The sequence below is a fragment of the Limosilactobacillus coleohominis 101-4-CHN genome, from assembly GCF_000161935.1.
GTDB lineage: Bacteria > Bacillota > Bacilli > Lactobacillales > Lactobacillaceae > Limosilactobacillus > Limosilactobacillus coleohominis_A.
This window is the reverse complement of the sequence record NZ_GG698806.1, coordinates 121,342-135,921: the sequence shown is the minus strand read 5'-3', so window position 1 is coordinate 135,921 and position 14,580 is coordinate 121,342. Positions and strand designations below refer to the sequence as shown.

At 40.6% G+C, this 14,580-nt stretch carries 14 protein-coding genes; 9 read left to right on the top strand and 5 right to left on the bottom strand.

All coding sequences use genetic code 11. The features are described from left to right. Positions 1-13 precede the first annotated feature (13 nt). From mnmE to rpmH, 5 genes are all read right to left on the bottom strand, one after another. Complete coding sequence (mnmE, locus tag HMPREF0501_RS07960) at positions 14-1,402, bottom strand: tRNA uridine-5-carboxymethylaminomethyl(34) synthesis GTPase MnmE (RefSeq protein ID WP_006917492.1); 1,389 nt, start codon at positions 1,400-1,402, stop codon at positions 14-16. Between the two features lie 154 nt (positions 1,403-1,556). Beyond that, positions 1,557-2,330 carry an RNA-binding cell elongation regulator Jag/EloR gene (jag, locus tag HMPREF0501_RS07955; protein WP_006917491.1) on the bottom strand — a complete coding sequence of 258 codons (774 nt, stop codon included), beginning with the start codon at positions 2,328-2,330 and terminating at the stop codon, positions 1,557-1,559. Between the two features lie 68 nt (positions 2,331-2,398). Then, positions 2,399-3,232, bottom strand: a complete 834-nt coding sequence (gene yidC / locus HMPREF0501_RS07950) for a membrane protein insertase YidC (protein ID WP_006917490.1) — start codon at positions 3,230-3,232, stop codon at positions 2,399-2,401. A gap of 3 nt (positions 3,233-3,235) precedes the next feature. Next, positions 3,236-3,580 carry a ribonuclease P protein component gene (gene rnpA / locus HMPREF0501_RS07945; RefSeq protein WP_040456218.1) on the bottom strand — a complete coding sequence of 115 codons (345 nt, stop codon included), beginning with the start codon at positions 3,578-3,580 and terminating at the stop codon, positions 3,236-3,238. 121 nt (positions 3,581-3,701) lie between these two features. Then, on the bottom strand, positions 3,702-3,836 hold the full coding sequence (gene rpmH / locus HMPREF0501_RS07940) for a 50S ribosomal protein L34 (RefSeq protein WP_006917488.1): 135 nt from the start codon (positions 3,834-3,836) through the stop codon (positions 3,702-3,704). Positions 3,837-4,351: 515 nt separating this feature from the next. On the opposite strand from rpmH, the gene dnaA reads away from it, so the two are divergent. The 9 genes from dnaA (at position 4,352) to rpsR (ending at position 14,516) form a co-directional block, all read left to right on the top strand. Then, positions 4,352-5,671: a chromosomal replication initiator protein DnaA gene (gene dnaA / locus HMPREF0501_RS07930; RefSeq protein WP_006917487.1), complete on the top strand. Its 1,320-nt coding sequence runs from the start codon at positions 4,352-4,354 to the stop codon at positions 5,669-5,671. 168 nt (positions 5,672-5,839) lie between these two features. After that, entirely contained in the window at positions 5,840-6,976 is a 1,137-nt protein-coding gene (gene dnaN / locus HMPREF0501_RS07925) for a DNA polymerase III subunit beta (protein ID WP_006917486.1), read from the top strand. A 237-nt stretch (positions 6,977-7,213) separates the two neighbouring features. After that, positions 7,214-7,441: a S4 domain-containing protein YaaA gene (gene yaaA, locus HMPREF0501_RS07920; protein WP_006917485.1), complete on the top strand. Its 228-nt coding sequence runs from the start codon at positions 7,214-7,216 to the stop codon at positions 7,439-7,441. Between the two features lie 6 nt (positions 7,442-7,447). Continuing rightward, positions 7,448-8,572 (top strand): DNA replication/repair protein RecF, encoded by a 1,125-nt coding sequence (recF, locus tag HMPREF0501_RS07915; RefSeq protein WP_006917484.1) that lies wholly within the window; start codon positions 7,448-7,450, stop codon positions 8,570-8,572. Further along, positions 8,569-10,539 (top strand): DNA topoisomerase (ATP-hydrolyzing) subunit B, encoded by a 1,971-nt coding sequence (gyrB, locus tag HMPREF0501_RS07910; RefSeq protein ID WP_006917483.1) that lies wholly within the window; start codon positions 8,569-8,571, stop codon positions 10,537-10,539. The genes recF and gyrB overlap by 4 nt, the downstream gene beginning before the upstream one ends. Positions 10,540-10,559: 20 nt before the next feature. Next, positions 10,560-13,070 (top strand): DNA gyrase subunit A, encoded by a 2,511-nt coding sequence (gyrA, locus tag HMPREF0501_RS07905; protein WP_006917482.1) that lies wholly within the window; start codon positions 10,560-10,562, stop codon positions 13,068-13,070. Positions 13,071-13,261: 191 nt separating this feature from the next. Next, complete coding sequence (rpsF, locus tag HMPREF0501_RS07900) at positions 13,262-13,555, top strand: 30S ribosomal protein S6 (protein WP_006917481.1); 294 nt, start codon at positions 13,262-13,264, stop codon at positions 13,553-13,555. 34 nt (positions 13,556-13,589) lie between these two features. Further along, positions 13,590-14,255, top strand: coding sequence for a single-stranded DNA-binding protein (ssb, locus tag HMPREF0501_RS07895; RefSeq protein WP_006917480.1), 666 nt, complete (start codon positions 13,590-13,592; stop codon positions 14,253-14,255). 24 nt (positions 14,256-14,279) lie between these two features. Next, positions 14,280-14,516: a 30S ribosomal protein S18 gene (gene rpsR, locus HMPREF0501_RS07890; RefSeq protein WP_003682305.1), complete on the top strand. Its 237-nt coding sequence runs from the start codon at positions 14,280-14,282 to the stop codon at positions 14,514-14,516. Positions 14,517-14,580: the final 64 nt, after the last annotated feature.

The following is a 14,580-nucleotide window of genomic DNA, read 5'->3' as shown; positions in this document are numbered from 1 at the left end:
GCTAACCTCCTTGCTACTTTCCTAAACAGAATTGACTAAATAATTGATCTAATAGCTCATCTTGGTAACTGTCACCGGTAATTTCACCAAGTAAATCCCAGGCCCGTGTCATATCAATTTGAACTAAATCAACTGGCATCCCATCATCCAGGCCCTTTAATACATCACCCAAAGCTTGATCTGCTTGACGTAGTAACCCAATATGCCGCGCATTCGTGACCATAACATTATTTTGGTTACTTTCAATTCCTTCATTAAAGAAAAGATGACTAATTGCAGCACTTAATTCATCAATTCCCTCATGCTTAGTCATCGAGGCCGTGATTACTTTATCGCCATCAACGAGCGCTTGCAGTTTATCTTGATCAACCTTCGTTGGCAAATCACTCTTATTAAAGATAATGATTCGTGGCTTATTTGCGGTTTGTGCGATTAATTGCTGATCTTCTTTCGTGAGCGGTTGAGAGCTATCAATTAATAACAAAATTAAATCTGCCGTATCAATTGCCTGTCGGCTTCTTTCTACCCCAATCTTCTCGACTGTATCGTCAGTGTGCCGAATTCCTGCAGTATCAATTAACTTGAGTGGTACATCATTAACGTTGACATATTCTTCAATCACGTCTCGCGTGGTTCCGGCCACATTAGTTACAATCGCCTTATCTTCATGCAACAATGAATTTAATAAACTCGATTTCCCGACATTGGGGCGACCAATAATCGCGGTTGCTAAACCGTCACGTAAAACTTTGCCTTGCTTAGCAGTTTTAAGAAGCCCCTCAATTCTTTGACGAATTTCAATTGCCTTTTCCCGTAGAAGCTTGCTGGTCATTTCTTCAACCGCGTCATATTCTGGATAATCAATGTTAACCTCCACTTGCGCCAGCACATCTAAAATGTCCTTACGCAGATGTTTGATTAAATGTGATAAATTCCCATCAAGTTGGTTTAACGCCACCTTCATTGACTTATCAGTCTTAGCACGAATTAAATCCATCACCGCTTCCGCCTGTGAAAGGTCTAGTCGTCCATTCAAAAAGGCGCGTTTAGTAAATTCTCCTGGTTCTGCCATCCGTGCCCCAGCACCAATCGTCAACTGCAAGATCCGGTTAGTTGCTAGTAAGCCACCATGACAATTAATTTCGACAACGTCTTCCTTTGTATAAGTTTTAGGTGCCCGCATTACGGAAACCATGACTTCATCCACTTCTTGATTAGTCTGGGGATCAATAATATGTCCATAGTTAATGGTATGACTAGCCACTTTTGCTAAGTCTTTTCCCTTAAAAAGCTTTTTCACTACTGGAATCGCTTCTTCACCACTAACCCGAATAATTGATATTCCACCTTCCCCAACCGGGGTTGAGATTGCGGTAATGGTATCAAATTCTGAATTTGCCACTGTCTTCCTTCCTTTCTAACTTAATAAAAAAAGTGCCCCTCCAGCAACAACGATTCCCCGTTGGTGATGGTCAAAGCACTTTCACTACTCTAACAAGCTCGATTCAATTAACACCGCTATTTTAAATTTACCGGTTCTGAATGTCAATACTTACCTAATTTTGTGGCGCAATCACAATACTCCGGAATGGTTCCCGACCATGCGAGTACGTCCGCACTTCAGCATGTTGTTCCGCTAGCTTATGTAAATATTTACGTTCGCGTGCTGGCATTGGATCCAAAAAGACTGCTTGCCCCGTGGCAATTACTTGAGTTACGCTCCGCTCCATTAGTTTATCCAACGTTGCCCGGCGTTTTTCACGATAATCTCCTGTATTAAGAATTAATTCTACTTCACGAACGCCATGGTAGTTTAAAAAAGCTACACCAAGTTGTTCAATGGCATTTATTCGCCGCCCATGGTAGCCGACCACTTGTCCCGGACGATCGGTCGCCAAACTGACTTCACAATGATGAACCTTTACTACTTGAAGCTGTGGTTTAACATTAATCCCCAATTGTTGATAAATATCAATTAGATAGTCTGTTAATCCCACCATAGCATTCTTCACTTTAGCTAAATTATGTTGATGATTTTCTGCCATTTGTTTTTGCAGCTTCTCTTCTGGCGTCATTGTTATCTCTGGAGTCGTTTTCTTAGGTTGTTCATTTTCTTCATGCTGCTTATCTCTATTCACCGCTGATATAGATGGACCATTATTTTTCCTGCGTAGTGTAACTTCAACCTTAGCGGGACGACGGCCAATTCCTAAAAATCCATGGTGAGCAGTTTGCAAAACCTTTATTACTAATTGCTCCTTAGTCACCGCTAATTGCCTGATCGCTTTTTCGATTGCTACCGTTTCATCTTTTCCCGTAAAAATTGTCATTATTTCACCTCAACAAAAAAGCCACCAGCCGGAACCAACTAGTGGTTGCCAGGCTAGTGGCATTTGCTTTACTTTCGTTTACTCTTCATTGCATTTCGTTTAGCATGGGCAATCTTATTTTTCCGTTGGCGTTCTGCCCGTTGCTTTGCTTCCCGTTCACGTCTAATTTTGAATGGATTTTGCAACAGCAACGTTTGGACAACTTGAAAGGCATTCGTTACCACCCAGTAAAGAGTGATAGCAGATGAAAAACCTAACGCCATAAAGAAGATCATAATTGGCATAAACCATGTCATTGCAGTTGACATTGAGTTCTTTTCTGGCATTGATGCCATTGATAACCAAGAACTAATAAATGTAAACAACGCCGCTAAGATTGGGAGAACATAGTATGGATCAGGCCGTCCTAGTTGTAGCCATAAAAATGTCCCATGACGTAATGTACTTGTTCGCCAAATTGCTTGGTATAAAGCCCACATAACTGGCAGTTGGACAATTAATGGCAGCATAGATGCAAATGGATTAACTCCAGCTTCTTTATAAAGCTTTTGTTGTTCTACTTGTAGTTTCTGCATCGTTTCGCGATCCCGTGAAGAATACTTCTTTTGTAATTTCTTCAATTCAGGCGCTAATTCTTGCATCCGCATCATCGACTTTGTCTGATAATACATCAACGGTAAAATAATAATCCGAATGATGATGGTGAAGATAATAATCCCCATCCCATAACCACCAAAGTGATTAGAGAGCCAGATAATAAATCGGGAACAGTTATAGATAATGTAATGATCCCAAATTCCCGTACTATGACTAGTAATTGGTTTATTAGAACAAGCCGCTAAAAATAGCGTTAAACTTAAAATTCCTAATAAACTCACAAGTTTTTTTGAACGTTTTTTCATTTTTTAATCCTCAATTAATAGGTTGGCACGCTTTAAAGCATGTACCAAATTTTTCTTGGTTTCTGCCATGGTCATCCCATCAGCAGCAGGGCGAGCAATCACTAAGAAATCAACCTCAGACTTTAATTGTGGTTTAACTTCTAACAACGTTTGTCGAATACGCCGCTTTAGCCAATTGCGATGAACAGCATTCCCAATTTTCTTACCAACAGAGATCCCCACTCGAAAATGTGGTTGACCAGGCTTTTCCATTTGATAAATCACAAACTTATGATTAGCAACGGAATTATGGGTTTCAAAGACCCGTTGAAATTCGTTCTCTTTTTTTACTCGAAATGATTTTCTCATTATTAATCTCCTCAGTAACTAAAAAAGGGAGAAGGAACATAACAACACCACAATATTAAAATTGCAGCAAAGTGTATGGCCCTGCTCCCTACTGAGAAAAAAGCCGCCTTGACGGACTTTTTTATGCAGATAATACTTTACGACCCTTTTGACGACGACGGGCCAATACCTTGCGACCGTTACTAGTGCTCATCCGAGCGCGGAAGCCGTGAACACGAGCACGGTGACGCTTCTTTGGTTGAAATGTGCGCTTCATAAGCTTTTGCACCTCCTCGGCATTGTAATAAATTGTTCGGTTTAACGTCCAAAATGGACAAACTCTTCAAACATACTGTCAAAGTATATCATACTTTTTTTCTGCAATAAAGGGCGATTTCGCCGAAAAAACTTTTTAGTTTTCCACAAGAAGAAGTAAATAATCCACAGCGTTATTTTTTGACGATCAGATTCTTGAACCAATTCACAGGGTTTTTAACTAAAAATAACCAACTCACAGGGTTGTCAACAAAGTTATCCACAGCCTTGTGGAAAATCCTGTTAATTACTATTCTTTCACCTTTTAGCCCTGTTGATATCCACAAAAAGTTGTGGATATCTTTTATTTTCTGTGGATATTTCCACATTTCCACACCCCTGTGAGTATTTTCCACACAGCGTTGTGTAATTTGTGGATCAAATTTTTTACTGCCTGTGGAAAACTAGAAAAACTAATGATAAAATTACTCTTGGTTTTTATTTATCCACATTATTTTATTCTGAGGAGGAATTATTTTGACTGAGCTCGATTCTCTCTGGGAAACGGTCCAAAACGAGTTTAAGCAGTCGATCACTCCACCGACTTACGAAAACGTCGTTGCTCCGGCAAAAGCATACTCTCTTCAAAATCATCAATTAACGGTTGTCTTACCAACCGACTATCATCTTGATTGGTGGAAGAAGAGTTTAAATATTCAACTAAAGCATATTTTGCACGAAAAAACTGGTGAAGAAATTGAACCAATTTATGTTCTTACTAAGGATCTAATGAAAAAAGCGGATCCCGCACCAGATCAACCAACTTATAAAACCCAAACACCACTCAATCCTGAATATACATTCGATAATTTTGTTGAAGGACGTACCAATCAGTTTGCGTACGCATCCGCATTTGCCGCTTCCGAGCAACCAGGTGGTTTATACAATCCCCTCCTTATCTATGGGGACGTCGGTCTTGGTAAAACACACTTAATGCAAGCCATCGCCAATAACATGCTCGTTCATAATCCCGATGCAAAGATTAAATACGTGACGAGTGAAAATTTCATGAACGATTACATTAATTCTATTAAAACGGGTACACAAGAGCAGTTTAGGCAGGAATACCGGGATTTAGATGCACTCCTGGTGGACGATGTACAATTCTTCAGTGAAAAAAATGGGACGCAATTAGAATTTTTTAATACCTTTAATAGTCTTCATGACAACAACAAACAAATCGTTTTAACTGCTGATCAAAATCCGAAGGAAATCCCTAATTTGACTGATCGACTGGTTTCACGATTCGTTTGGGGATTAACCGTTGAAATTACTGCACCGGACTTAGAGACACGAATTGCAATTCTAAACCGCAAAGCCGAAGAAGAAAACCTTCAAGGTATTCCAAATGAAGTTTTCAATTTTATTGCTTCCAAAATTAATACGAATGTACGGGAACTTGAAGGTGCTCTCATGCGCGTACGGGTTTTTGCTGATTTACATAAAACTTCAATCAACGAAGCGGTCGCACGAGAAGCACTACAAGGAATTGGCAACGATGCTCCAGCAACTCTCTCAATTGATTTAATTCAAAAAAAGGTGGCTGCTCACTTTAACATCAACCAAAGTGATATTACTGGTAAAAAACGTGTCAAAAATATTGTGATCCCACGTCAAATTGCAATGTATCTATCACGGGAATTAACAGATAACTCTTTACCACGAATTGGTAAGGAATTTGGTGGAAAAGACCATACAACCGTCCTGCATGCAATCGATAAAATTGAAAAACAAATGACTTCAGATTCCAATTTACAAAAAGAAATTAATTCATTAAAGAAAGATTTACGTCCTTAATAGTTGTGGATAATTTTAAAGTTATCCCATAGTTTTCAACAAGTTATCCACATGTGGAAAAGTCAAGAGTACCATCTATTCTTATTATTTTTCCACAATTTCCACAAGCCCTATTACTACTACTAGTTATAATATTAATTAAATATATATATTAAGGAGCAGCTCAATATGAAATTTACAATTAATCGTTCTGTTTTTGCTAACCAATTAAATAATGTTTTACGGGCAATTTCTTCAAAAACAACGATTCCGATTTTAACAGGAGTTAAAATTGTTGTTGAAGATCAACAAGTTATCTTAACAGGAAGCAATGCAGACATTACGATCCAAACAACTCTTTCAGCTGAAAATGGTAAAACCGCTTTGACCATTGAAGAACCAGGCGCCATTGTGTTACCTGCAAGATTCTTCAGTGAAATCATCAAGAAATTGCCTGATCAAGATGTAACAATTGAAGTTCATGATGGATTTCAGGCTAAGATTTCTTCGGGAACTGCAGAATTTCAAATCAACGGTCAGGATGCTAATAACTATCCACACTTACCGGAAATTCAAAGTGCATCAACGATTACAGCTGTTGCTGATTTACTTCGAGATGTCGTTGAACAAACACGAATCGCTGTTTCTAAACAAGAAAGTCGTCCAATCTTAACTGGGATTCATATGCGGCTTGCTGATGATCAATTAGTGGCAGTTGCCACCGATAGTCACCGATTGGCACAACGGAAAGTTACTGTTCCAACTAATGGTCAGAGTTATGATGTTGTCATTCCTGGTAATAGTATGACTGAATTAGCGCGAATGATCGCTGATGTCAAAGGTGATATTCAAATTCAAATTGCTGAAAATCAAGTTTTATTCCAATTCGATAACGCCTTGTTTTACTCACGGTTACTGGAAGGAATGTACCCAGAAACGAGTCGGTTAATTCCAGATACTGCTGATACAACGATTGAATTGGAAGCAGGAAATTTCTTGGCAGCAATTGATCGGGCCTCACTGCTATCCCACCAAGGACACAACAATGTTGTTAAGCTGTCATTAGATCCTGATACAAATACTGCCAAGATCAGTGGTGATTCTGCAGATGTTGGTAACGTTGAGGAAGACGTTAGCTTTGAAAAACTAACTGGGAATAAGTTAGAAATTTCATTCAATCCTGACTATATGAGTGACGCTTTGAAGTCATTTGGTCAAGCCAGCGTCTTGTTGTCATTCACTTCACCATTACGACCATTTACGCTAGTCCCAACCGAAGATCAGGAAAATTTTGTTCAATTAATTACACCAGTTCGAACGTTTTAGTCGTGATTGCTAAAGAGAGAGCGTGCAAAGGAGTCATTAATGACCTCTTTGTACGTTCTTTTTTTATTGACCAAAAGGCTCAAAGATAAATAAAGCGATTCTCAACGAATTTAGGCCAATTTTGATTAAAAACATTCGTGGATACTAAATTCGCTAAAATCGCCTGAGAAGATGTTTAAGTTTGTTTTTGGAGTGATAAAAGACTATAATAAACTATTAGTAAAGCAGGTGAATAAGGTGAGTAATAGTAAAGTTTTCCAAATTGATCGTGACTTTATTACCCTTGGTCAACTTCTCAAAGAAGAAGGGATTATTCCAACTGGTGGAGCCGCTAAGTGGTTTTTGAAAGAACATCAGGTCAAAATTAATGGTGATCTCGATGACCGACGAGGTAAGAAACTCTATCCAAACGATCAAGTTGAAATTATTGGCATCGAATCTGTCAAAATTGAAAGTAAGCAGTGATGTTTGATGATTCTGCAGGAAATGCATTTAAAACATTTTCGCAATTATGATGAGTTAAAAGTGGTATTTTCACCCGGGATTAATATTTTGATTGGTGAGAATGCCCAAGGAAAAACGAATCTCCTGGAAGCAATTCATGTTTTAGCATTAACGAAAAGCCACCGCACTTCTAAGGACCGGGAACTGATCCAATGGAAGCATAAGCAGGCTTTTTTGTCTGGTAAGGTTCAAAAACAGGTTGAACGGGTTCCGTTGGAAATTCAGCTTGCTCAGGGCGGTAAGCGGGTTAAAGTTAATCATTTATATCAAAGCCGGCTATCAGCATATGTTGGTAATTTAAATGTTGTTCTCTTTGCACCGGAGGATTTAGCCCTGGTTAAGGGAGTACCCCAAGTCCGTCGGCAATTTATGAATATGGAATTTGGCCAGATGAGTAGTGCTTATTTGTACAACGTTAGCCATTACCATTCATTGCTTCAGCAACGCAATCAGTACCTAAAACAATTACGTTCTGGTGAGCAGACAGACCGGGTCTTGCTCGGGGTCATTTCCGACCAATTAGCACAGGACGGTGCGGCGATTGTTTTGGCTCGATTCAGATTACTGAAGCAATTAGAAAAGTGGGCTCAGCGACTGCATGAACATATTTCTTTGCAAAAGGAGCAACTACGGCTCAAGTATGTAACTCAACTCACAATTGATGAGCAAACGACAAGAGAGAATCTTGAAACGCAGTTAAGAAAACTTTTTGATGATAACCTAGAACGTGAGATTGCCCTTGGAACAACGTTAGCGGGGCCACAGCGGGATGATATTCACTTCATCGTGAATGGTCAAAATGTTCAGCATTTTGGATCGCAAGGGCAACAACGAACGACTGCCTTGGCAGTTAAACTAGCGGAAATCGATTTGATGAAGGAGCAAACAGGTGAATATCCATTGCTGTTATTGGATGATGTCCTTTCAGAATTAGATGATGATCGTCAGACGCATTTATTAACGGCAATTCAAGATAAGGTTCAGACGTTTTTAACAACTACTAGTTTGAGTGGAGTTGCACGGCAACTAATCAAGCAGCCAACAATTTTTAAAATTGTTGGCGGGACATTGACGAAGGAGGAAACAACGTGAGCGATAAAGAACGCGAACTACAGGAAGAAAAGGCTGAAAAGAAAGCTGAGCTCGGAAGTAAGTATGATGCTAGCCAAATCCAAGTTTTAAAGGGATTAGAAGCAGTTCGTAAGCGGCCTGGGATGTACATTGGTTCGACTACTGCTCAAGGATTACACCACTTAGTATGGGAAATTGTTGATAATGGGATCGATGAAGCGTTAGCTGGGTTCACAGATGAAATTAACGTTGTTGTTGAACCAGATAACAGTATTACCGTTACTGATAATGGTCGGGGAATTCCAGTTGATATTCAAAAAGAAACTGGTAAGCCTGCTCTTGAAACAGTCTTCACGGTCCTCCACGCTGGGGGAAAGTTTGGCAACGGTGGTTATAAAGTTTCCGGTGGATTGCACGGGGTTGGTGCTTCCGTTGTTAATGCCCTTTCTACGGAGTTGGATGTTCGAGTTGCTCGGCAAGGTAAAGAGTATTACATGGACTTTCAAGGTGGCCATGTTAAGACGCCAATGAAGGTGATTAAAGAGGGACTTCCAGAGACCCAGCATGGGACAATTGTTCACTTTAAACCAGATCCAGACATTTTCCGTGAAACGACGGTCTATAACATTAAGACGTTAACTGATCGAATTCGTGAACTTGCCTTTTTGAACAAGGGACTAAAGATCACGATTGAAGATAAGCGAAATGATGAAGATAACCGTCAAGAATTTCATTACGAAGGTGGAATTCGTCATTACGTTGAATTCTTGAATCGAGGTCACGAATTGATTTTCGATCCGCCAATTTATGTTGAAGGTGAATACAATGGCATTACGGTGGAAGTTTCCTTGCAATACACCAGTGGATACCGTTGTAATCTATTAACGTTTACTAACAATATTCACACCTATGAAGGTGGGAGCCACGAAACTGGATTTAAGACTGCTTTGACACGGGTAATTAATGATTATGGACGAAAGAGTGGCCAACTGAAGGGAAACAACAGTACGTTGTCTGGTGACGACGTTCGTGAAGGGCTGACTGCTGTTGTATCAATTAAGCACCCAAATCCACAGTTTGAAGGCCAGACGAAGACTAAGTTAAGTAACTCCGATGCACGAACGGCGACTGATCACATTTTTAGTGAAACAATGAACCGGTTTATGATGGAGCATCCGGATACGGCGAAGAAGATTGTCGAAAAAGGGATGTTAGCATCCAAGGCACGGGTAGCTGCTAAACGAGCGCGTGAAGTTACTCGTAAGAAGAGCGGACTAGAAATTAGTAACCTTCCTGGAAAGCTCGCTGATAATACCAGTAAAGATCCAAGCATTTCAGAATTATTTATCGTCGAAGGGGACTCTGCTGGTGGGTCTGCTAAGCAGGGACGTTCCCGGTTAACTCAAGCAATCTTGCCAATTCGGGGTAAAATTTTAAACGTTGAAAAGGCCAGCCTGAATCGGGTTCTTGCTAATGATGAAATTCGGTCATTATTCACCGCACTTGGGACTGGATTTGGGGAAGACTTTGACGTTTCGAAGGCTAATTACCATAAGCTTATTATCATGACGGATGCTGATGTCGATGGTGCGCACATTCGGACGTTATTATTAACCCTCTTTTATCGGTTTATGCGGCCGATGATTGAGAAAGGCTATGTCTACATTGCTCAGCCACCGTTGTATCAAGTTCGGCAAGGAAAATTCGTTAAATACATTGAAACGGATGAAGAATTAGAGCAAGTTGTCAATTCACTCCAACCGAGTCCCAAACCAGTTATCCAACGTTACAAGGGGCTTGGTGAAATGGACGCGGAACAATTGTGGGAAACTACAATGGATCCCGAAAATCGGCACTTGTTACGGGTTGATCTGGATGACGCTGCGGCAGCAGATGAAATTTTCCCAATGCTGATGGGAACCAAGGTCGGACCACGGCGTGATTTTATCGAAAAGAATGCAACATTTGTTAAGAACTTAGACCTTTAATTTGAGGAGGAACAAGACGAGTGGCTGAAGAAGAAATGTCAAACCGCATTACAGATGTCAAACTGACCAGTCAAATGCGGAACTCGTTTTTGGATTATGCGATGAGTGTCATCGTTTCACGGGCGTTACCAGACGTTCGTGATGGTTTAAAGCCAGTTCAAAGACGGATTTTATACGGAATGAATGAATTAGGAGTTACTCCTGATAAGCCTTATAAGAAGTCTGCCAGAATTGTCGGGGACGTTATGGGGAAGTTCCACCCCCATGGTGATTCTTCAATTTATGAAGGTTTAGTCCGGATGGCGCAGGACTTTAGTTACCGCTATATGTTAGTTGATGGTCACGGTAACTTTGGTTCCGTCGATGGAGATGGTGCGGCCGCAATGCGGTATACCGAAGCGCGGATGAGTAAAATCGCCGTTGAAATGTTGCGTGATATTAACAAGGATACGGTTGATTTCCAAGATAACTATGATGGAACTGAAAAGGAACCTACAGTTTTGCCTGCCCGTTTTCCAAACTTGTTGGTAAACGGTGCTTCAGGAATTGCCGTTGGGATGGCGACTAATATCCCAACGCATAATCTTGGTGAAGTAATTAGTGCAATTCATGTATTGATGGATAACCCTGATGCAACGACTGAAGATCTGATGAAGGTGTTGCCAGGACCAGATTTCCCAACTGGTGGGGTGGTACTTGGTAAATCAGGAATTCGGAAGGCTTATGAAACCGGTAAGGGAACCATTATCGTTCGCGCAAAAGTTGATATTGAAGAAACTAAGACAGGACGACAACAAATAATTGTTCACGAAATTCCGTACATGGTTAACAAGGCAAAGTTGATTGAACGGATTGCTGAATTGGCACGTGAAAAAGAAATTGATGGTATTACCGATGTCAATGATGAAACTGACCGTGAAGGAATGCGGATTGTAATTGATGTTCGACGGGATGCTAGTGCAGAAGTCATTTTGAATAATCTATACAAGATGACGATGATGCAAACGACCTTCAATTTCAATATGTTGGCAATCGTCAAGGGTGCACCAAAGATTTTAAGTTTGAAAGAAATCTTGACCTACTACCTTGAACACCAAGAAGAAGTGGTCCGGCGGCGGACAGAATTCGAACTTAAAAAGGCGGAAAGTCGGGCCCACATTGTCGAAGGGTTGCGGATTGCCCTTGACCATATTGACGAAATCATTAAGATCATTCGTCAATCACAAACTAGTGAGGTGGCCAAGAGCGAATTGATGAGCAAGTACGGATTGTCAGATCGTCAAGCCCAAGCAATTCTTGATATGCGACTAGTTCGGTTAACCGGTCTGGAACGGGAAAAGATTGAAGCCGAATATAAGAAATTAATGGAAGCAATTGCTGATTATAAGGATATCCTTGCTCATCGTGAACGGATTCAACAAATTATCTATGATGAATTGAAAGAAATTCAACGGCGATTTGGTGATGCCCGGCGAACCGAACTTCAGGTTGGGGATATTACGAACCTTGAAGATGAAGATTTAATTGAACAACAGGATATTGTGGTCACCTTAACCCATAACGGTTACATTAAACGGCTTCCCGTGGATGAATTTAAATCACAAAATCGTGGAGGTCGTGGAGTTAAAGGAATGGGCGTACACAGTGACGACTTCATTGAGCACTTAATTTCAAGTTCAACTCATGATATGCTGCTGTTCTTTACTAATTCAGGTAAGGTCTTCTCGATGAAAGGGTATGAAATTCCTGAATACGGACGGTCGGCACAAGGAATTCCGATTATTAATCTGCTCGGAATTGATGCTAAAGAAAAGATTAACGCTGTGATTAATGTTTCTAATACAGCGGAAGAAGACGCAGACCGTGATCTCTTCTTTGTAACTAAACAAGGGGTTGTTAAGCGAACGGCAGTTGAAGAGTTTAAGAATATTCGGAGCAACGGACTGAAGGCAATTAACCTGCATGATGGCGATGAATTAATTGCGGTGGAAATCATTGACCATGATCAAAATATGATTATTGGGACGCATGAAGGGTACGCAGTTAGTTTCAGTGCGAGTGCAGTCCGTTCGATGGGGCGTGCTGCTGCCGGAGTTCGTGGTGTTCGCCTTCGTGAGGGTGACTTTGTAATCGGTGCTGGTCAATTGAATCCAGATAGTCGGGTGCTTGTCATCAGTGAAAAAGGGTTTGGTAAACAAACGCCGGCTGCTGAATACCCAATTAAGGGACGTGGCGGTAAAGGAATTAAGACCGTTAATGTTACTGAAAAGAATGGTCCGTTAGCTGGATTAACAACGGTTGATGGTGATGAAGACATCATGCTAGTGACAACGGAAGGGGTCATTATTAGGTTTGGTGTTGAAACCGTCTCTGAAACCGGGCGGGCCACAATTGGGGTTCACCTAATTAAGTTGACCGATGGTTCAAAAGTAGCAACAATGACCCGGGTTGCTAAGGAAGAAGCAGCGGATGATGAACAACCAGATTTGAGTACTGAAGATGCTCAGTCCACATCAGAAACTGAAAATTAAATAATACAAAAGATCTGAAATTACGTCTTTAAATAATAGACCGCAATTTCAGATCTTTTTGCTTAATCCTTGTTATTTAGGAGTAATTATGCTATTATTCTAGTCTGTGAGTATACGTTAGAGAACGTCTACTCTCCTTGTTCTTTCTCATGAGGAGAAGGGGCCAGAGTCCATAAGGAGGTGTAACATTCATGGAAACACGCAAATATGAAATTACTTACATCATTCGTCCTGATATTGATGAATCAGCAAAGAGTGCTTTAGTAGAACGCTTTGACAAGGTTCTTTCAGACAATGGTGCAACTGTTGTTGACTCAAAGGATTGGTCAACTCGTCGTTTCGCGTACCCAATTGATAAGTACACAGAAGGTACTTACCACGTTATTAACGTAACGACGGATAACGACCAACCATTAAACGAATTTGATCGTTTATCTAAGTTCAGCGACGACATTTTACGTCACATGATCGTTAAGCGCGGTTAGTCTTAACGAAATATTTTGAGAGGAGTGATGTCCGATGTTAAATCGTGTAGTATTGACTGGACGGTTAACAAGAGATCCGGAATTGCGGTATACCGGTAGCGGAACAGCAGTCTGCAGTTTTTCAGTTGCTGTCGATCGTCAGTTCAGAAATCAGAATGGTGATCGGGATGCTGACTTTATTAACTGTGTCATTTGGCGAAAGTCTGCTGAAAACTTCGCTAATTTCACTCATAAGGGTTCGTTAGTCGGCATTGATGGACGACTATCAACGCGGAATTACGAAAACAATCAAGGTCAACGTGTTTACGTAACTGAAGTAACCGTTGAAAACTTTGCATTATTGGAACCACGGTCAAGCAATCAGGGTTCTAACAACCAGGGTGGCTACAACCAAGGTAATAATGGCGGTTTTAACAACAACCAAAACTTTAGCCAAAATAATGCATTTAATAATAACGGTGGTAATTTTAGCAATAATAACCCTGCTCAACCAGCCGCAAATAATCAACCAGTCTTTAATCAAGATAATCAGGTTGATTTGAGTACACTGCCGTTTAATAACGATGATTCAAATGATTCATCTAACGGTAATGGCATCAATATTGATGATAATAGTGCAATGAGCACAAATAAAGACAACAACAGTTCATCAGATAACGATGCTGGTGATCAACCATCAATCGATGATGTACCGTTCTAAATAATTAACGGGGAGGGAAATTTCATGGCACAACAACGTCGTGGTGGCCGTCGTCGCCGTAAGGTTGACTTTATCGCCGCAAACCACATTGAATACATTGACTACAAAGACACTGATTTATTACGCCGGTTCATCTCTGAACGTGGTAAGATTTTACCACGCCGGGTTACTGGAACAAGCGCTAAGAACCAACGTCGTTTGACGATTGCAATTAAGCGTGCGCGGATTATGGGTCTTTTGCCATTTGTTGCGGAAGATTAATCTGCAAATGGGGTATGAGTTTAACTCATATCCTATTTTTTTACCCAAAATTACTAAAGTGTTT

Bases quoted from the DNA above. Each gene is read 5' to 3' on its own strand.
- jag (WP_006917491.1), bottom strand. From the start codon at position 2,330: ATGACAATTTTTACGGGAAAAGATGAAACGGTAGCAATCGAAAAAGCG.
- yidC (WP_006917490.1), bottom strand. From the start codon at position 3,232: ATGAAAAAACGTTCAAAAAAACTTGTGAGTTTATTAGGAATTTTAAGT.
- rnpA (WP_040456218.1), bottom strand. From the start codon at position 3,580: ATGAGAAAATCATTTCGAGTAAAAAAAGAGAACGAATTTCAACGGGTC.
- rpmH (WP_006917488.1), bottom strand. From the start codon at position 3,836: ATGAAGCGCACATTTCAACCAAAGAAGCGTCACCGTGCTCGTGTTCAC.
- dnaN (WP_006917486.1), top strand. From the start codon at position 5,840: ATGAAATTTACAATTAATCGTTCTGTTTTTGCTAACCAATTAAATAAT.
- recF (WP_006917484.1), top strand. From the start codon at position 7,448: ATGATTCTGCAGGAAATGCATTTAAAACATTTTCGCAATTATGATGAG.
- rpsF (WP_006917481.1), top strand. From the start codon at position 13,262: ATGGAAACACGCAAATATGAAATTACTTACATCATTCGTCCTGATATT.
- ssb (WP_006917480.1), top strand. From the start codon at position 13,590: ATGTTAAATCGTGTAGTATTGACTGGACGGTTAACAAGAGATCCGGAA.
- rpsR (WP_003682305.1), top strand. From the start codon at position 14,280: ATGGCACAACAACGTCGTGGTGGCCGTCGTCGCCGTAAGGTTGACTTT.